Origin of the sequence: Streptacidiphilus jeojiensis, from assembly GCF_042510965.1 — a bacterium.
Classification (GTDB): domain Bacteria; phylum Actinomycetota; class Actinomycetes; order Streptomycetales; family Streptomycetaceae; genus Streptacidiphilus; species Streptacidiphilus jeojiensis.
In genome coordinates this window covers 71,320-87,668 of record NZ_JBEUKS010000004.1, presented here as the reverse complement: position 1 = coordinate 87,668, position 16,349 = coordinate 71,320, and the positions used below count along the sequence as shown (strand labels likewise).

Genomic DNA, 16,349 nt, shown 5'->3' with positions numbered 1-16,349 from the left:
ATACGCCCGCCCGGGAGCCGGGTGATCTGTAGGCTTCCAAGGCATGGAGCATGAGGTTCTGGTACCGCTTCCGCAGCAGGCCGTCCGAGAGGCACTGCGCCGTTCCGAGCTGCTGGCGCGCTGCCTGCCGGGATTCACGGCGGAGCAGCCCGAGGTCCGGCCCGGAGCCGGCGGCGGCGATCCGGGCGGCACCCCGGCGGGGCCGGCGCTGGTGGGCCGGTTGAAACTGCGGATCGGCAGCTCCTCCATCACCTACCGTGGCGAGCTGGAGTTCGTGCCCGCGACCGACGCCGGTCCGGACGGCGACGCCGGCTACGCCAGAGACATGGTCGTCGCCGTCCGGGCGCAGCAGTCCGTCGGCAGCGGCTCGGTGTCGGGGCTGCTGCGGGTCGCGGTGCTGCCGGACGGCGAGGACCGGGCCCGGGTGCTGTTCCACGGCGACCTCGCGGCCAAGGGCCGGGTGGAGGAACTCCACCCGGAGGCGGTCTCGGTCGCGCTGCGCCGCCTGCTGGATCGTTTCTGCGCGGCGATGGTCGCCGACCTCGCCGACGCCGACCTGATCGGCGCTGACGGTGCCGTCCAGGGGGACGGCGCCGAGGACGATCCGATCCTCTTCGCCGAGCTGGCCGACCTGGAGGAGCTCGCCGAGCTGGGCGAGCTCACCGACCTCTCCGAGCTGGCCGACTTCGACGACCCGCAGGGCCCGGACAGCCCCGAGGACCCGGATGGCATCGAGGGGATCGACGGCGTCGACGAGTCCGGACTGTTCCTGATCGACGAGCCCGCCGGCTCCTTGGACGCATCCTCCTTCAACGCCGCCGCCGCGCTCAACGAGCCCTGGCCGGACCCCTCCGCGACCCGCCGCAGCATGGTGGGACGGTCCGCCGAGGAGGTGGACCACGCCCCGCCGAGCGGTCGCTACGGCCCCACCCTGCCCCCGCGCAGTGCCCGTTCGCGCGCCGCGGCCCGTTGGGGCGGCCCGTCCCGCCGGATGGGCGAGCCGCCGTCCGCCGACGGCGAGCCCAGCCGGGTGCCCTGGGTGGTCGGCGGCGGAGCGGCCCTGCTGGGAGGGGCCGTGATCCTGGTCAGGGTGCTGCGCCGACGCGGGTAGCGTCGACCCCGACGACTCCGTCGACCCGACGTCCCCGCACTCCAGGAGGCCCGCGATGCCTCGCTCCGCCGCTTCTTCGGCCGCTCCCGCCGACGCCGCCGTCCTGCTGACGGCAGGTGACGTCGAGGTGACCGTGCTGCCCGGCGACGGCTGCCGCCTCGGCAGCCTCAGGATCGGCGGTACCGAACTGCTGCGGACCGGGCAGGACCCCGCCGCGCAGGGGAAGGGCGTGTTCGCCTACGGCTCGTTCCCGATGGTGCCCTGGGCCGGGCGGGTCGACCACGGCCGCTGGCGCAACGGCGGGGAGCGCCACGAGCTGCCGGTCGACATGCCGCCGCACGCCATCCACGGCACCGGCGTCCGCACCGCCTGGCGCGAGGCCGCACCCGTCGGCGCGACCAGCGCCGCGTACTACTACGACCTGACCGAGCCGTGGCCCTACGCGGGCCGGGTCACCCAGCTGTTCGAGCTGACCCCGGAGTCGCTGCGCACCACCCTCTCGGTGGAGACCGCCGAGGTCTCCTTCCCGGCCATGGCCGGCTGGCACCCGTGGTTCCGCAAGCAGCTCAGCCCGGACGGGGCGGCGGCCCGGCTGGACTTCGAGCCGGCCTGGCAGGAGGAGCGCGGCAGCGACCACCTGCCCACCGGCAACCGGATCAGTCCGGTCGACGGACCGCGCGACGACTGCTTCGGCCTCCCGTACGGGGTCGACGCCACCCTCGTCTGGGAGGACGAGCTCAGCCTGGAGATCAAGGCGGGCTGCGACTGGCTGGTGGTCTTCGACGAGCAGGACGACGCCATCTGCGTGGAGCCGCAGACCGGACCGCCCAACGGCCTGAACACTGCTCCGCGCCTGGTCACCCGTATCGACCCGCTGGAGGTCAGCACCACCTGGACCTGGCGGCGCCACTGAGCCGGCGTCGATAGGCTGGGGCCTCATGAGCAACCACCGCGACGCGCTTCTCGACCAGATCAAGACCAAGGCCGTGGTCCACGGCAAGGTCACGCTGTCCTCGGGCCTGGAGTCCGACTACTACATCGACCTCCGCCGGATCACCCTGGACGGCCAGGCCGCACCGCTGGTCGGCCAGGTGATGCTGGACCTCACCGCGGACCTGGACTTCGACGCCGTCGGCGGGCTCACCCTGGGCGCGGACCCGGTGGCCACCTCGATGCTGCACGCCTCCGCCGCGCGCGGCGAGCGGCTGGACGCCTTCGTGGTCCGCAAGGCGCAGAAGGCGCACGGGATGCAGCGCCGGATCGAGGGCACCGACGTCAAGGGCCGCCGGGTGCTGGTCGTCGAGGACACCTCCACCACCGGCGGCTCGCCGCTGACCGCCGTCGAGGCGGTGCGCGAGGCCGGTGGCGAGGTGGTCGCGGTCGCGGTCATCGTGGAGCGCGGCGCGGCCCCGACCGTCGAGGCCCAGGGCCTGCCGTACCTCGCCGCCTACCAGCTGACCGACCTCGGGCTCTGACCAGCCTCTGACCAGCGCGGAGCGGGGGGCCGCTACCGGCCGGCGTCAGCGCCTGCGGTGGCGCCCGCCCGCTGCGGCCTCGTCCGCGGACGGCCGCTGCGCCGCCACGGCGGAGGCGGTGGCCGTCGCGGCGAGCCCGTCGGCCTCAGCGGTCCCGGCTCCGGCCGCTCCGGCTGCTCCGTTCTCGACGGCCCCGCCGGCCCGCTTCTTCCGGCGCTCGCGCACCAGCTCCAGCAGGATCGGCGAGATCGACAGCAGGATGATCAGCGCCATGGCGGGGACCAGGTACTTGTCGATGACCGGGGCCATCGAGGCGCCGAACTCGTAGCCGATCAGCAGCATCGACTCGGTCCAGACCACGCCGCCGACCACGTTCCACACGAAGAACTGCCGGGCCGGCATCTCCAGCGTGCCGGCCACCGGGTTGAGGAAGGTCCGCACCACCGGGATGAAGCGGGCCATCAGCACCGCCTTGGCCGGGCCGAACTTGACGAAGTACTCCTCGGCCTTGTCCACGTGCTCCTGGCGGAACAGTTTGGAGTTGGGCCTCCTGAAGAGCTTGGGCCCGGCCTTGGCCCCCAGCAGATGGCCCAGCTGCGCGCCGGCGATGGCGCACAGCGGCGCCGCGACGAGCAGTTCCGCGATCGACATCTGCACGCCCAGCACCTTCATACCGGCGCTGGACGCGGCCACGCCGCCGAGGATCAGCAGCGAGTCGCCGGGGAAGAAGAACCCGATGAGCAGGCCGGTCTCCGCGAAGATGATGGCGAGCAGGCCGATCGCACCCACCTGGGCGATCAGGGCTTTGGCGTCGAGCAGTGTCGATACGTTCAACGCGAGAGTCGTGGTCACCCGCGCAGAGTAACCCGTGCGGCTAGGAGCCCCCTAGCTCCGCACTGTGAACGGCAGGCTCTCCGCGGCCAGTGCGGTGTCCCCGCTCTGCACCGCGAGACCGGCGAAGGCGGAGCCCACCGCGTGCGGGGCGCCCTTCGCCACGGCCAGCCTGAGCTGCACGGTCTCCTCGGCGCCGGGAGCGAGCGCGACGCCCGACGCCGGCCGCAGCGCGGTGCTCATGCCCGGATCGCAGACGCCGGCCAGCAGCGGCAGCCCGACCCAGCCGCGCCCGCGCAGATACTGCTGGAGCACCAGGTCACGCGGCGTCAGGACGCGTCCGGCGCCGGTGCCGTAGGCGTAGAACAGCGCGGTGAGGGCGGGGTAGGACCGGTCGGTGGTGTTGCGCACGGTCAGGCCGAAGCGCTGCGCCGGGCCGCCGCGGTGCAGTGCGACCCGGGCCGGCCAGCCGGTGAAGTCGATGCGCGGACGGGTGACCGTCGAGCTCACGGCCAGCGCCCGGTAGCGGTGACCGTGCCCGTCGGCGAAGGACGCGGTGACGCTGAGCCTGCCGGGCGTGTCCAGGTCCTGGAGCCGCAGCGGGACGATCTCGGGGCTGGACGGCGAGGCGCCGGTGGCGATCGGGAAGCTGAAGCTGCCCCGGGTGGGGAAAGCGGCGCTGCTCCGGGCCGCGGCGAGGTCCACCCACCGGTGCGAGGCCGGGACCCAGCGCTGGACCTCGACCGAGTCGGTGCTGAAGCCTCGGCTGGCCAGGTCGAGCCGTACGGTGCCGTGCGCTGCCGGGGCGCGCAGCACCACGGTGGCGTCCGACCACAGCCCGATCGGGAGTTCGCCCGGCTGGTCGTACCAGAGGCGCCGGGCCGCCGCCTGGTGGGACAGGGCGACGGTCCGGTACGCGGCGGGCCTGGGCCCGGCCGACGCCGGTCGCCGGATCGACGCCGTGGCCCCGCAGGCCTCCGGGGCACGGCGGCTCAGCTGCGTCCCGGCCTGGGCCCGCGCGGTGCCGGCCGCCGGGACCCCGGCGAGCAGCAGCAGCGCGGCCGCCGTCACCGCGGCGTTCACCCACCTCGATCGTGACGTCCGCTCCGTGCCCGCCCGCGTGACCATTCGGGTGCCCCCCGTTCTGTCGATCCATCAGCCCTACCGGGGAGACGCTTCCCGGCAGGGCTGCCCGGCTTGGCCGAATTGATCCTTTTTAATCCGTTCGGGTGTGCGAGGGGGGAAACGTCCCGGGTGTCCCCCGCGGGGGTGAAGCCGACGGGCAGGGATGGGAGAATGACGCCGGTGCCCGACTCCTGGTCGGGGTCGCAGTGTCCGTAAACGCATCACCGACAGGAGCGGATTCGTCATGGCTATCGCCACCCCCGAGGTCTACAGCGAGATGCTGGACCGGGCAAAGGCAGGCAAGTTCGCCTACCCGGCCATCAATGTCACCTCGACCCAGACGCTGCACGCAGCCCTGCGCGGCTTCGCCGAGGCCGAGAGCGACGGCATCATCCAGATCTCCACCGGTGGTGCGGAGTTCCTGGGCGGCCAGTACAGCAAGGACATGGTGACCGGCGCGGTCGCGCTCGCCGAGTTCGCCCACATCGTCGCCGCCAAGTACCCGGTCACGGTGGCGCTGCACACCGACCACTGCCCCAAGGACAAGCTGGACGGCTACGTCCGCCCGCTGCTGGCGATCTCCGCGGAGCGCGTCGCCCGCGGCGAGAACCCGCTGTTCCAGTCGCACATGTGGGACGGCTCGGCCGAGACCCTCGCCGACAACCTGGCCATCGCCCAGGAGCTGCTGGCCAAGGCCGCCGCCGCGAAGATCATCCTTGAGGTCGAGATCACCCCGACCGGCGGTGAGGAGGACGGCGTCTCGCACGAGATCAACGACAACCTCTACACCAGCGTCAACGACGCCGTCCGCACCGCCGAGGCGCTGGGCCTGGGCGAGAAGGGCCGCTACCTGCTGGCCGCCTCCTTCGGCAACGTGCACGGCGTCTACAAGCCGGGCAACGTCGTCCTCAAGCCGGAGCTGCTGCGCGAGCTGCAGGACGCCATCGGCAAGCAGTACGGCAAGACCGACCCGTTCGACTTCGTCTTCCACGGCGGCTCCGGCTCCTCCGCCCAGGAGATCGCCACCGCGCTGGAGAACGGCGTCGTGAAGATGAACCTCGACACCGACACCCAGTACGCCTTCACCCGGCCGATCGTGGACCACATCTTCCGCAACTACGACGGTGTGCTGAAGGTCGACGGCGAGGTCGGCAAGAAGAGCACCTACGACCCGCGCACCTGGGGCAAGCTCGCCGAGGCCGGCATGGCCGCGCGCGTGGTCGAGGCCACCCAGAGCCTGCGCTCGGCCGGCACCCGGCTGAAGTAGCCGCAGGCGGTACGCCGCACCGCTTCATGCAGGGGCCCGGTACGCGATCACCGCGTACCGGGCCTCGGGCTTTCCGCCCCCTGGGGCGCCGCCGGGCTGCCCGGGGCTACTGCCCCTTCAGCTCCTCGTAGCCGGCCAGGCTGCTGTCCTTCAGACTCCAGCCATCCGGGGGGCGACCCCCGGACCCCCGCAGGGCTACTGCCCCTTCAGCTCCTCGTAGCCGGCCAGGCTGCTGTCCTTCAGGAACTGCCAGCAGCGGTCGGCCTCCTCGGTCTCCTTGATCGAGTCGGCGGCGCGGGCCAGCGCCGCCAGGCAGCGCAGGAAGCCCCGGTTGGCCCGGTGCTCCCACGGCACCGGCCCGTGGCCCTTCCAGCCGCTGCGGCGCAGCGCGTCCAGGCCGCGGTGGTATCCGGTGCGGGCGTAGGCGTACGACTCGACGACATGCCCGGCGTCGTAGGCGTCGTCGGCGAGCATGGCCCAGGCCAGCGAGAAGGTCGGGAACTCCGCCGCCACCTGCGCCGGCGATGCGGACTCCTCCGCCAGCATGCGGTAGGGCTGCTCGTCCTCGGGCAGCAGCGTCGGCTCCGGTCCGTCCAGCAGATTCTTGTGGATGCTCATGCCCTGAAGTCTGCCATCCGGCTGTCAAGGTCCTGTAAGCACCGGCTGTCAGCGCGGAACCGGGGCGCCCGTGGAGAGCGTGTTCCCTGCCGGATGACCTGTTCGGCAGTCTTGGGGGGACTCGCGGATGTATCGACCACTGGCGCTTCTTATGGCCTTTTTCCTATACATCGCAGGGGTTTGGGCGGTCGCCACGACCTCCTGGTCGGCGGTCGCCGAGTCCGCGCCGCCGGTCTCGTCCACCGCCTCCTCGTCGCCGTCCGCCTCGTCCTCCGGCCCGTCGTCCGCCGGCTCGTCCCCGACCCCTTCGCCGTCCAGCACGGCCCCGACGGTTCCCGCCGTCTGGACGTTGAGCACGCTGCGCAACTACCTGGTCGCCGAGACCGATGCCAAGGACCCCGGCGCGGCCCTCGCCGACCTGGAGCGGATCACCCTCAAGGACCCGTACGTCGACGGCTTCTGCCATCCGGTGGCGCACGAGATCGGGCACGCCGCGCTGGCCAAGTACCACGGGAACTTCACCAGGGCGGTCTCCTTCCTGAACGACGTATGCGGCTCCGGCTACCTGCACGGAGTGGTGGAGGAGAAGCTGCAGCAGATGCCCGATCCGGAGACGGCGGTGACCACCCTCTGCTCGCCCGACCAGTCGCTGTCCTGCATCCACGGCATCGGGCACGGAGCGATGTTCGTCTCCCACCTGGACGTGGCCGGAGCGGAACGGATGTGCGACCGCTTCCCCGAGTCCAGCCAGGTGGTGGCCTGCTCCGAGGGCATCTTCATGCAGCTCTTCGAGCCGGACGAGGGCGATCCGACGGCGCTGGCGAAGCTCCCGGCGGACCGGCTGGCCGGCGAGCCGCAGTACCCCTGCGCGGAGCAGCCGTCGATCTACCGCAGCGCCTGCTACTTCTACGCCCCGATCTACTTCCTGCAGACCCACGACTACACCGCGCACCCGACGGCCTTCGTCCAGTCCCTCACCTGGTGCCTCGCGGCACCGACCAGCAGCGCCCGCGAGGACTGCTCCCGGGGCACCGGTTCGCGGCTGATGAAGTACAACATCGACCGCCCGGTCTGGACGGCGGCGCAGTGCGAGCAGGCGTCGTCCGCCTGGCAGCGGGCCGACTGCGTCAGCGGGATGGTCAGCTACTGGGACGTCAACTACGCCAGCAGGTCGGCGGCCAGGGACAGGCTCTGCCCGCAGCTCAGCGGTGACGCCGCCCGGCTCTGCCGGAGCGCCGCCCCCGGCAGCAGCTCCGCCGACTGACCCCTGATGAACCGTCACCGTCCTTACCCGCAGCCGCAGCCCGATCGGACCGAAGCCATGGACACTCCGCCCGACCGCTCACCCAGCCGCTACGCGCTGCTCCCGCTGCGGCTGTTCCTCGGCGCGACCTTCGTCTACGCGGGGTTGGACAAGCTCGCCGACCCGCACTTCCTGGCCGGCGTGGCCGACCCCGCGTCCATGGCCGCACAGGCGCACGCCGTGGCCGCGCACAGCCCCATCGGCGCGCTGCTGGACCAGGCGGTGCGCTCGCCCACGCCCGCCGGGCTGGCCATGGCCTTCGGCGAACTGGCGGTGGGGTTCGGCACCCTGCTGGGGCTGTGGGGGCGACTGGCCGCGCTGGGCGGCGCGCTGATCAATCTGACCCTGTGGCTGAGCGTGAGTTGGGGCGTGCACCCGTACTACCTGGGCAACGACCTGATCTATCTGATGGCCTGGGTGCCGCTGGTGCTGGCGGGGACGCCGCAGTACTCGCTGGACGAGCTGATCGCCCGTCATGCGCGCGGGACGGCCGCCGGCCGGGGCCGCAGGCAGGTTCTGGTGGACGGCGGCATCGCGACCCTCGCGGTGGCCGGCGCGGTGCTGCTGACCGGCGCGGGGGTGGCCCGGAGCCGGGGCCGGACGGCCGCGCCGAGTGCGGGGGCAGGGACCGGAACCGGGGCAGGGACCGGCACCGGGGCGGGGACGGGAACCGGGACCGCCGTCGCGGCGGTGGCCTCGGTGCCGGTCGGCGGTGTGCTCCGGGTGGCCGCTCCGGGCAGCGGAGATCCGGTCTACCTGCAGCAGCCCGAGGAGGGCCGCTACACCGCGCTGTCCGGCGTCTGCACCCACTCGGGGTGCACGGTGAACCCGCCCGAGGACGGCCGTTTCGTCTGCCCCTGCCACAACTCCTGCTTCGACGCAGCCACCGGCGCCGTGCTCCAGGGCCCGGCCACCAAGGCGCTCGCCCGCTTCGGCATCACCCGGACCGGTGACCAGCTGCACCTGGGGACGGAGACGGCCTGAGCCGCAGGCGTCAGGCGGCAGGTGGGACGGTCAGCCGCCAGGCGGCGGGTTCGGCGGTCCAGGTGCGGTGCTGGACCGGGCCGCCCGGCGCGTCGTCCGCCAGATAGGTGAAGCTGGTGGCCGGGCCGCCGCTGACGGTTATCCGCCGGACCCGGACCCGCAACGGCCCGCCGGACCCGGACGAGGGGCTCAGCAGCACCTCCATCAGGCCGTCGTCGGGGGCGGCGACCAGGTACACCGGGTGGTCCAGATCGGCCAGCATCCGCCCGTCCGCCTCGACCAGCAGCGCCTGCCCGGGGTCGCCGCGGAGCGGGCGCAGCTGTGCGGCGACGCTGCGGGCGGCCCGTCCGAACTGGAGGCCCCAGCCCAGGCAGCGGGACGGAAGCAGACCGCCTCGCCCGGGCGCAGCTTTGTTCGCCCTGAGCGAACGCGGCTCGGAGTCGGCGCCGCTCGGCTGCGGTACCGCTGCGGCGCCGTCCGCGGAGCCGGGCGGACGGTCCGGGTGGATCAGCTCCGCGGCTGCTCCGGGCACGGCTCCGGGGTGCCCGCGGCCGGGGATGCGCAGTCCGCCGAGCACCACTCCGCCGCTCTCGTCGACGAGCAGGCCCAGGGTGCGTTCGGCGCCGCCGACGACCGTTCTGGCGGCGTCCACGGGGCGCGCGGCCACCCCCAGTGACCTGGTCAGGGTCACCTTTTCGCCATTTCCGATCGGGATGATCCCGAGGGGGCTCACCGCCAGCTCCGCACGCTGGTGCAACACCTGCACCACCTGGTGCACCGCACGGTCATCACCAATCACAACGAGTCGCTTCCCGCCCCTGCGCGAAAGCGTCCGTTCCAGCTCGGCCAGGCTCCCCGGAACCACCAGCTTCACCGCGAAGGCTGCCCCGAGAACGTCCCTGGCCACCCTGACCGATTCCGCGTCCAGGGCCAGGGCGGCGGGGGAGACCACCACCAGGAGTGCCTCTCCCGCCGATCGCACAGCCGACACCGCTCTCCTTCCTCGGGTAATCTCTCGGTGTAAGAGCCCCTTGCGCTGTTGCGCCAGGGGCTTGGTCTATCCGGGGCCAGAACGGCGGCCTTCCGCCGTCTGTTGTGCCCCGCCCGAAAGGGGTGTACGCCTGTGCCCGCACTCGTGCTGGTCGGCGCTCAGTGGGGCGACGAGGGCAAGGGGAAGGCCACCGACCTCCTCGGTGGCTCGGTCGACTACGTAGTCCGCTTCCAGGGCGGCAACAATGCCGGTCACACGGTGGTCGTAGGCGATCAGAAGTACGCACTGCACCTGCTTCCCTCGGGCATTCTCAGCCCGACGTGCACGCCGGTGATCGGCAACGGCGTGGTCATCGACCCGGCCGTGCTCTTCTCCGAGCTGGTGGGACTGCAGGACCGCGGCGTGGACACCTCCAAGCTCCTGGTCTCCGGGAACGCGCACCTGATCACCCCGTACCACCGGACCCTGGACAAGGTGTCCGAGCGGTTCCTGGGCAAGCGCAAGATCGGCACCACCGGTCGCGGCATCGGCCCGACCTACGCCGACAAGATCAACCGCGTCGGCATCCGGGTCCAGGACCTGTTCGACGAGAGCATCCTGCTGCAGAAGGTCGAAGCCGCGCTGCACGACAAGAACCAGATCCTGGTCAAGCTCTACAACCGCCGCGCGGTCCCGGTCGACCTGGTCGTCGAGGAGTACCTCGGCTACGCCGAGAAGCTGCGCCCGTTCGTCGCGGACACCGTCCTGGTCCTGAACAAGGCCCTGGAGGAGAACAAGGTCGTGCTGATGGAGGGCGGCCAGGGCACCCTGCTGGACGTGGACCACGGCACCTACCCCTTCGTCACCTCGTCGAACCCGACCGCCGGCGGCGCCTGCACCGGCTCCGGCATCGGACCGACCAAGATCGACCGGGTCATCGGCATCCTCAAGGCCTACACCACCCGCGTCGGCTCGGGCCCGTTCCCGACCGAACTGCTGGACGCCGACGGCGACGCGCTGCGCCGCATCGGCGGCGAGCGCGGCGTCACCACCGGCCGCGACCGCCGCTGCGGCTGGTTCGACGCCCCGATCGCGCGCTACGCGACCCGGGTCAACGGCCTGACGGACTTCTTCCTCACCAAGCTGGACGTGCTCACCGGCTGGGAGCAGATCCCGGTCTGCGTGGCCTACGAGATCGACGGCCGGCGGGTGGACGAACTCCCCTACTCGCAGACGGACTTCCACCACGCGAAGCCGATCTACGAGAACCTGCCCGGCTGGTCCGAGGACATCACCAAGGCCCAGACCTTCGAGGACCTGCCGAAGAACGCCCAGGCGTACGTGAAGGCCCTGGAGGACATGTCCGGCGCCCCGATCTCCGCGATCGGCGTGGGACCGGGCCGCACCGAGACCATCCAGGTCAGGTCATTCCTGTCGTAGCCGCTCCGACCGGCCCGCTGTCGTCGTCGACCGAGGACCCCGTTCACCCGCCGTCGCGGGTGGGCGGGGTCCTCGGCGTTCGGGCACCACCGTCCCCTATTTGTACTAATGCAGAAATGAATTGCGCTTAGTTCAAACGTTGCCTACTGTCTGACCATGCCTGCGAAGACACCCGCGTCCACGACGCTCACCGGGGCCCATGTCCGCCTGGAGCCGCTGTCCCGCGACCACCTGCCCGAGCTCTTCCTGGCCGGGGGCCGGGACGAGGAGGTGTGGCGCTGGTTGACGGTCACACCGCCGCAGAGCGAGCAGGAGCTCGGCCGACTGCTCGACGAGCGCCTCGCGGAGGTGGAGGCCGGTACCTCCGTCGCCTTCGCCGTGATCGATCTGGCCACCGGGAAGCCGGTCGGGTGGACGACGTTCCTCGACATCGTTCCGTTCGACGAGCGCCTGGAGATCGGCTGGACCTGGTACGCCCGCCCGGTGTGGCGCACGGCGGTGAACACCGAGGCCAAGCTGCTGCTGCTGACCCACGCCTTCGAGGACCTCGGCATGGGCCGGGTCCAGTGGAAGACCGACCACCTGAACACCCGTTCGCAGAACGCCATCGCCCGGCTCGGCGCGCAGCGCGAGGGCGTGCTGCGGCGGCACCGGCTGCGGGCGGACGGGTCCTGGCGCGACAGCGTCTACTTCTCGATGCTGGTGGACGAGTGGCCGGAGGCCAAGGCCCGGCTGACCAACCGACTGCTGGAGGGCTGACGCCGTGTCGGATCTGAGCATCACCCCGGTGCTGGCCGGGGAGCGGCAGCGCTGGCAGGAGCTCTATGCGGGCTACTGCGCCTTCTACGCCGTGGAGTTGGGCGAGGCGGACTACGACCGGGTCTGGGCCTGGATCCACGACCCGGAGCGGGAGACGCGCTGCCTGGTCGCCCGGGACGCGGACGGCGTGCCGGTCGGGCTGGCGCACTTCCGGGCCTATGACTCGCCGTTGCGGGGGACCAGCGGCTTCCTCGACGACCTGTTCGTGGACCCGGCCCGCCGGGGCAGCGGTGCGGCGGACGCGCTGCTGGCCGCGCTGGCCCGGATCGCGGCGGACGAGGGCTGGGCGACCGTCCGCTGGAACACCGCGGAGAACAACTACCGGGCCCGGGCCGTCTACGATCGGCATGCGGCCAGGACGGTCTTCCTGACCTACAGCATGGACGCCGCACCGTCCTGACCCCGGTTGACAGCCTGTAGCGCTGCCCCGGTATCGGCGAACAGGCTGTCGCTGCCGGGGCGGCGAACCGCTCCGTAGGCTGCGGCCATGAGCATCTCTGTCGACTCCGCAGCGGGGCAGGCCGTCAAGGCTGCCGACCGCGCCCACGTCTTCCACTCGTGGTCCGCGCAGGCCCTGATCGACCCCCTCGCCGTCGCTGGCGCCGAGGGCTCGTACTTCTGGGACTACGAGGGCAACCGCTTCCTCGACTTCTCCTCGCAGCTGGTGAACACCAACATCGGGCACCAGCACCCCAAGGTGGTCGCGGCGATCCAGGAGCAGGCCGGCAAGCTCTGCACCTTCGCCCCGGCGTTCGCCCTGGACGTGCGCAGCGAGGCGGCCCGGCTGATCGCCGAGCGCACCCCGGGCGACCTGGACAAGATCTTCTTCACCAACGGCGGCGCCGAGGCCAACGAGAACGCCATCCGGATGGCGCGGCTGCACACCGGCCGGCAGAAGGTGCTCTCCACCTACCGCTCGTACCACGGCGCCACCGCCAATGCGATCGCGCTGACCGGTGACCCCCGGCGCTGGGCGAACGAGACCGGGGTCTCCGGCGTGGTGCACTTCTGGGGCCCCTACGCCTACCGCTCCAACTTCCACGCCGAGAACGAGGCGCAGGAGTGCGAGCGCGCGCTGCAGCACCTGGAGGCGACCATCGCCTTCGAGGGCCCGCAGACCGTCGCCGCGATCATCCTGGAGACCGTGGTCGGCACCGCCGGGATCCTGGTGCCGCCGGCCGGCTACCTCGCCGGGGTCCGCGAGATCTGCGACCGCTACGGGATCGTCTTCATCCTGGACGAGGTCATGGCCGGCTTCGGCCGCACCGGCGCCTGGTTCGCGGCCGACCACTGGGGCGTCACGCCGGACCTGCTGACCTTCGCCAAGGGCGTTAACTCCGGCTACGTCCCGCTGGGCGGCGTCGCCATCAGCGGTGCCATCGCGGAGACCTTCGCCGAGCGCCCGTTCCCCGGCGGGCTGACCTACTCGGGCCACCCGCTGGCCTGCGCCTCCGCGGTGGCGACGATCAACGCCATGGCCGAGGAGGGCATCGTCGAGCACGCCAGGCAGCTGGGCGAGACGGTGATCGGTCCCGGTCTGCGCGAGCTGGCGGACCGTCACCCGGTCATCGGCGAGGTCCGCGGCCTGGGCGTGTTCTGGGCGCTGGAGCTGGTCCGGGACCGGACCACGCGGGAGCCGCTGACCCCCTACAACGCAGCTGGCGCCGCTGCGGCGCCGATGGCCGAGCTGGCCGCCGCCTGCAAGCAGCGCGGGCTGTGGCCGTTCGTCAACATGAACCGGCTGCATGTCGTCCCGCCGTGCAACAGCAGCGAGGCCGAGGTCAAGGAGGGCCTGGCCATTCTGGACGAGGTGCTCAGCATCGCCGATGCACATACGGTCTGAGCTGGGGTTACTTTCAGGTGATCTTTACTGATTTGACATAAGGTCTAGACCACACTGGCCCCGAATTCCGCTGCTTCCGCGGGTTCGGGGCCTTACCCTTGGGAGGCCCGAACCACTGAAGCCCACCCGAGGAGGGGTCGTGCCGTCCGACCTGCCGCCCTCGGGGCCGCGGGCCTCACAGGCCGCGGAGACATCGCCGGCCCAGCCGTCCCCGCTCCGCCGCAGCAGCCTGCGCGAGCAGGTCGCGGGCGCCATGCGCGACGAGATGATGGCGGGCCGGCTGCCGGCCGGAACGCACTTCACCGTCAAGGAGATCGCCGAGCTGTACGGGGTCTCCGCCACCCCGGTCCGGGAGGCGCTGCTCGACCTCACCGCCCAGGGCCTGCTGTGGACCGAGCACCACCGCGGCTTCACCGTCCCGCAGCTCGGCTGGGCCGATTTCGTCGACATCGTCGAGGCCAGGACCCTGGTCTCGGACGGGATGTTCCGCCGCCTCGCGGTCCATCTGAAGGCGATCGACTGGCAGCGGCTGCCCTCGCTCCAGCGCCGTGCCGACGCCGCCCACCGGGCGGCCCGGGCCGGGCACCTGGACGTGCTGGTCGGGTGCGACCTGCGGTTCTGGGGGGAGCTGGCCGGCCTGGTCGCCAACGAGCGGCTGACCGGGTACCTGGACTGGCTCCGGGTGCAGTACTGGATCTTCGCGGCGCCCTATCTGCGCGGGCGCCCGGACATCGCCGACTACTGCTGGTCCGGGCACCTGGAGCTGATGGAGCACCTGGTCGCCAAGGACCGCGAGACGGTGCACCGGATGCTGATCGACTACAACCGCGAGTCGCTCCGGCAGATGGCCGCGCTCTGCGGTGAGAGCGCCGAGGGCACCCTCATCGGCTACGCCGACATCCTGCCGATTCCCGCTCAGCGCGACTCCCTGTGAGGCTTCGCCGCAGAGCGTTAGGGTGGCTGCGATGAGAGCAAACCCCACCGTCGTCGCAACCGGCGCGTACGCGCCCAGGAGTGCCCGTGGCCTGTGACATCTGGCTCGTCCCGCTCGTCGACGTACTCGTCCACAGCCCGGAGAACCCGTTCGCCGAGGACCTGGAGATCTACAACGCCTCGCTCGGTGCGCACGGACTGCCGCCGGTGCCGGTGTTCCAGTACATGCCGGGCCTGAGCGGTGACGTGGAACCCGTCGCCGCGTTCGACTACGAGTCACTGCACTTCCTCCGCCGCGCCTACCTGCTGCAGCTCACCAACCTGCCGGTGACCCCCGTGGACGAGCTCGGCGGGGACTACGAGCAGCTGCTGGAGATGTTCGAGGACACCGCCGAGCGGTCGCACCTGGTCTGGCACTTCGACCACGCCGGGGCGTACGTCCCGATCGACTTCGAGAGCCCGATCGTGGACGACGCGCTGCTGGCCACCGGAGGGCCGCTGGGATCGCTGCACGGGCTGCTCCGGGAGCTGGAGGCGGTGGCCCCCTGGATCGGCATCGACCACCAGGCCCCGCCGGTCCCGGTCCGGCCGGTCGCCCCGACCACGCTGGAGGGCCCGGCGCACCCGCCGCCCGGCAACGACGGTCCCTTCTCCCGCGAGCGCCACGCCTGGACCGGGCTGCACGCGGCGGCGGTCCGCGCGCTGGGACAGGGCTCCATGGTCGTCTTCGCCTGAGGCCCGGAAACGGTTGAGCTCCGGAAGCGGTTGAGGGGGCGCCCGACGGGCGCCCCCTCAACTACGTCTACCGACCACGTCCACGACCGCGCTACCGCAGCGGGGGCTCCGGCGGACGCTGCCGCGGCATCGTCGGCCGGCCGCCGCCGAGCGTGGGCAGCACCCGGACCTGGGCACCCGCGCCCTCGGTACGGCCGCCCCAGTTGCCCGCGGCCTGGGTCGGCAGCTGGGTCATCGAGGCGCGGAACTCCAGCATCCACTCCGAGGTCTCCATCCGGACCATGTCCGAGACGTCCTCGCAGAACCGGCGCAGCACGCCCAGGCAGCGCTCGGCGGCCTCGCTCGCGGTGCCCTCGGTCGGGCCGAGCACCTCGCGCACGCACTCCGAGGCCCAGTCGAACTGGAACGCCTCCAGCCGCCGCTGCAGCGCCTGGCCGGTGCTGACGTCCCGCATCCAGCCGCTGGTCAGGCCGAAGGCCCGGTCCGCGCCCAGGCAGGCCCCGGCGAGCAGCAGCAGCACGTAGCCCCAGTCGGCCGCGCCGTTCCAGACGCCGGTCAGGTGCACCAGCGGCAGCACCGCGCCGGCCACGCCCGAGAGCGCGGCAAGATACCGCAGCGTACGGGCGCCGCGGCGCTTCCAGCGGCGGTCCCGCTGGTACCAGTCGATCGCCTCGACGGCACGCTCCTCCGACCAGCGGTAGAGCTCTTCCAGGCGCTCTGCGGGCTCGCCCCAGTCGCCCAGCGGGAACTGCCGGGTACTGAGATCACGACCGCCGGACGCCTCCGGCTGCGGGGGTGCAGCGGTCACCGGTTCCTCCATCCCGGGGTCGGTACCCCAAGGACTCTCTTCGGGCTGCATTTCGGGCTGGCTCACCGTGGGAACTCCCTGTCCTTC

At 71.9% G+C, this 16,349-nt stretch carries 17 protein-coding genes and 1 pseudogene; 13 read left to right on the top strand and 5 right to left on the bottom strand.

Going from position 1 to position 16,349, the window contains the following annotated elements:
• The first annotated feature begins 43 nt into the window (after positions 1 to 43).
• The 3 genes from ABUW04_RS12750 to pyrE are packed head-to-tail and all read left to right on the top strand — an operon-like array spanning position 44 to position 2,586.
• Positions 44 to 1,111, top strand: coding sequence for a hypothetical protein (locus ABUW04_RS12750; RefSeq protein ID WP_380564623.1), 1,068 nt, complete (start codon positions 44 to 46; stop codon positions 1,109 to 1,111).
• 55 nt (positions 1,112 to 1,166) lie between these two features.
• Positions 1,167 to 2,024 carry an aldose epimerase family protein gene (locus ABUW04_RS12745; protein WP_380564622.1) on the top strand — a complete coding sequence of 286 codons (858 nt, stop codon included), beginning with the start codon at positions 1,167 to 1,169 and terminating at the stop codon, positions 2,022 to 2,024.
• 25 nt (positions 2,025 to 2,049) lie between these two features.
• Entirely contained in the window at positions 2,050 to 2,586 is a 537-nt protein-coding gene (gene pyrE, locus ABUW04_RS12740; RefSeq protein WP_030258016.1) for an orotate phosphoribosyltransferase, read from the top strand.
• Between the two features lie 45 nt (positions 2,587 to 2,631).
• Here pyrE and ABUW04_RS12735 read toward each other — a convergent pair whose 3' ends face one another.
• Both ABUW04_RS12735 and ABUW04_RS12730 read right to left on the bottom strand, forming a co-directional pair.
• Positions 2,632 to 3,438, bottom strand: a complete 807-nt coding sequence (locus ABUW04_RS12735; RefSeq protein WP_380564621.1) for a DedA family protein — start codon at positions 3,436 to 3,438, stop codon at positions 2,632 to 2,634.
• A 33-nt stretch (positions 3,439 to 3,471) separates the two neighbouring features.
• Positions 3,472 to 4,500 (bottom strand): hypothetical protein, encoded by a 1,029-nt coding sequence (locus ABUW04_RS12730; RefSeq protein WP_380564620.1) that lies wholly within the window; start codon positions 4,498 to 4,500, stop codon positions 3,472 to 3,474.
• 286 nt (positions 4,501 to 4,786) lie between these two features.
• Between ABUW04_RS12730 and fbaA the strand changes: the two genes are divergently transcribed.
• A complete protein-coding gene (gene fbaA, locus ABUW04_RS12725; RefSeq protein ID WP_030258022.1) occupies positions 4,787 to 5,809 on the top strand; it encodes a class II fructose-bisphosphate aldolase in 1,023 nt (340 codons plus the stop codon).
• Positions 5,810 to 6,004: 195 nt separating this feature from the next.
• On the opposite strand, the gene ABUW04_RS12720 is transcribed toward fbaA, so the two are convergent.
• Positions 6,005 to 6,427, bottom strand: a complete 423-nt coding sequence (locus ABUW04_RS12720) for a DUF3151 domain-containing protein (protein ID WP_030258025.1) — start codon at positions 6,425 to 6,427, stop codon at positions 6,005 to 6,007.
• A gap of 151 nt (positions 6,428 to 6,578) precedes the next feature.
• Between ABUW04_RS12720 and ABUW04_RS12715 the strand changes: the two genes are divergently transcribed.
• The 3 genes and pseudogenes from ABUW04_RS12715 to ABUW04_RS12705 all read left to right on the top strand — a co-directional run bounded on the left by ABUW04_RS12715 (position 6,579) and on the right by ABUW04_RS12705 (position 8,714).
• A complete protein-coding gene (locus ABUW04_RS12715; RefSeq protein WP_380564619.1) occupies positions 6,579 to 7,691 on the top strand; it encodes a hypothetical protein in 1,113 nt (370 codons plus the stop codon).
• Positions 7,692 to 7,748: 57 nt separating this feature from the next.
• Positions 7,749 to 8,219, top strand: a pseudogene (locus ABUW04_RS12710) (DoxX family protein); the annotation flags it as partial.
• 30 nt (positions 8,220 to 8,249) lie between these two features.
• On the top strand, positions 8,250 to 8,714 hold the full coding sequence (locus tag ABUW04_RS12705) for a QcrA and Rieske domain-containing protein (RefSeq protein ID WP_380523927.1): 465 nt from the start codon (positions 8,250 to 8,252) through the stop codon (positions 8,712 to 8,714).
• Positions 8,715 to 8,724: 10 nt separating this feature from the next.
• Here ABUW04_RS12705 and ABUW04_RS12700 read toward each other — a convergent pair whose 3' ends face one another.
• On the bottom strand, positions 8,725 to 9,705 hold the full coding sequence (locus ABUW04_RS12700) for a diacylglycerol kinase family protein (protein WP_030258035.1): 981 nt from the start codon (positions 9,703 to 9,705) through the stop codon (positions 8,725 to 8,727).
• A 132-nt stretch (positions 9,706 to 9,837) separates the two neighbouring features.
• Between ABUW04_RS12700 and ABUW04_RS12695 the strand changes: the two genes are divergently transcribed.
• From ABUW04_RS12695 to ABUW04_RS12670, 6 genes are all read left to right on the top strand, one after another.
• Positions 9,838 to 11,124 carry an adenylosuccinate synthase gene (locus ABUW04_RS12695; RefSeq protein WP_030258037.1) on the top strand — a complete coding sequence of 429 codons (1,287 nt, stop codon included), beginning with the start codon at positions 9,838 to 9,840 and terminating at the stop codon, positions 11,122 to 11,124.
• A 156-nt stretch (positions 11,125 to 11,280) separates the two neighbouring features.
• Entirely contained in the window at positions 11,281 to 11,883 is a 603-nt protein-coding gene (locus ABUW04_RS12690) for a GNAT family N-acetyltransferase (protein ID WP_380564618.1), read from the top strand.
• Positions 11,884 to 11,887: 4 nt separating this feature from the next.
• The gene (locus tag ABUW04_RS12685; RefSeq protein WP_380564617.1) at positions 11,888 to 12,343 is read left to right on the top strand and encodes a GNAT family N-acetyltransferase; all 456 of its coding nucleotides are present in this window, start codon (positions 11,888 to 11,890) and stop codon (positions 12,341 to 12,343) included.
• A gap of 87 nt (positions 12,344 to 12,430) precedes the next feature.
• Complete coding sequence (locus ABUW04_RS12680; protein WP_030258045.1) at positions 12,431 to 13,786, top strand: aspartate aminotransferase family protein; 1,356 nt, start codon at positions 12,431 to 12,433, stop codon at positions 13,784 to 13,786.
• Positions 13,787 to 13,925: 139 nt separating this feature from the next.
• Positions 13,926 to 14,720, top strand: a complete 795-nt coding sequence (locus ABUW04_RS12675; RefSeq protein ID WP_063757574.1) for a GntR family transcriptional regulator — start codon at positions 13,926 to 13,928, stop codon at positions 14,718 to 14,720.
• A gap of 86 nt (positions 14,721 to 14,806) precedes the next feature.
• The gene (locus ABUW04_RS12670; protein ID WP_030258051.1) at positions 14,807 to 15,454 is read left to right on the top strand and encodes a hypothetical protein; all 648 of its coding nucleotides are present in this window, start codon (positions 14,807 to 14,809) and stop codon (positions 15,452 to 15,454) included.
• A gap of 91 nt (positions 15,455 to 15,545) precedes the next feature.
• Here the strand turns inward: ABUW04_RS12670 and ABUW04_RS12665 are convergent, their stop codons facing one another.
• Complete coding sequence (locus ABUW04_RS12665; RefSeq protein ID WP_030258054.1) at positions 15,546 to 16,328, bottom strand: SLATT domain-containing protein; 783 nt, start codon at positions 16,326 to 16,328, stop codon at positions 15,546 to 15,548.
• Positions 16,329 to 16,349 lie beyond the last annotated feature (21 nt).

Bases quoted from the DNA above. Each gene is read 5' to 3' on its own strand.
- ABUW04_RS12750 (WP_380564623.1), top strand. From the start codon at position 44: ATGGAGCATGAGGTTCTGGTACCGCTTCCGCAGCAGGCCGTCCGAGAG.
- ABUW04_RS12745 (WP_380564622.1), top strand. From the start codon at position 1,167: ATGCCTCGCTCCGCCGCTTCTTCGGCCGCTCCCGCCGACGCCGCCGTC.
- pyrE (WP_030258016.1), top strand. From the start codon at position 2,050: ATGAGCAACCACCGCGACGCGCTTCTCGACCAGATCAAGACCAAGGCC.
- fbaA (WP_030258022.1), top strand. From the start codon at position 4,787: ATGGCTATCGCCACCCCCGAGGTCTACAGCGAGATGCTGGACCGGGCA.
- ABUW04_RS12720 (WP_030258025.1), bottom strand. From the start codon at position 6,427: ATGAGCATCCACAAGAATCTGCTGGACGGACCGGAGCCGACGCTGCTG.
- ABUW04_RS12715 (WP_380564619.1), top strand. From the start codon at position 6,579: ATGGCCTTTTTCCTATACATCGCAGGGGTTTGGGCGGTCGCCACGACC.
- ABUW04_RS12690 (WP_380564618.1), top strand. From the start codon at position 11,281: ATGCCTGCGAAGACACCCGCGTCCACGACGCTCACCGGGGCCCATGTC.
- ABUW04_RS12680 (WP_030258045.1), top strand. From the start codon at position 12,431: ATGAGCATCTCTGTCGACTCCGCAGCGGGGCAGGCCGTCAAGGCTGCC.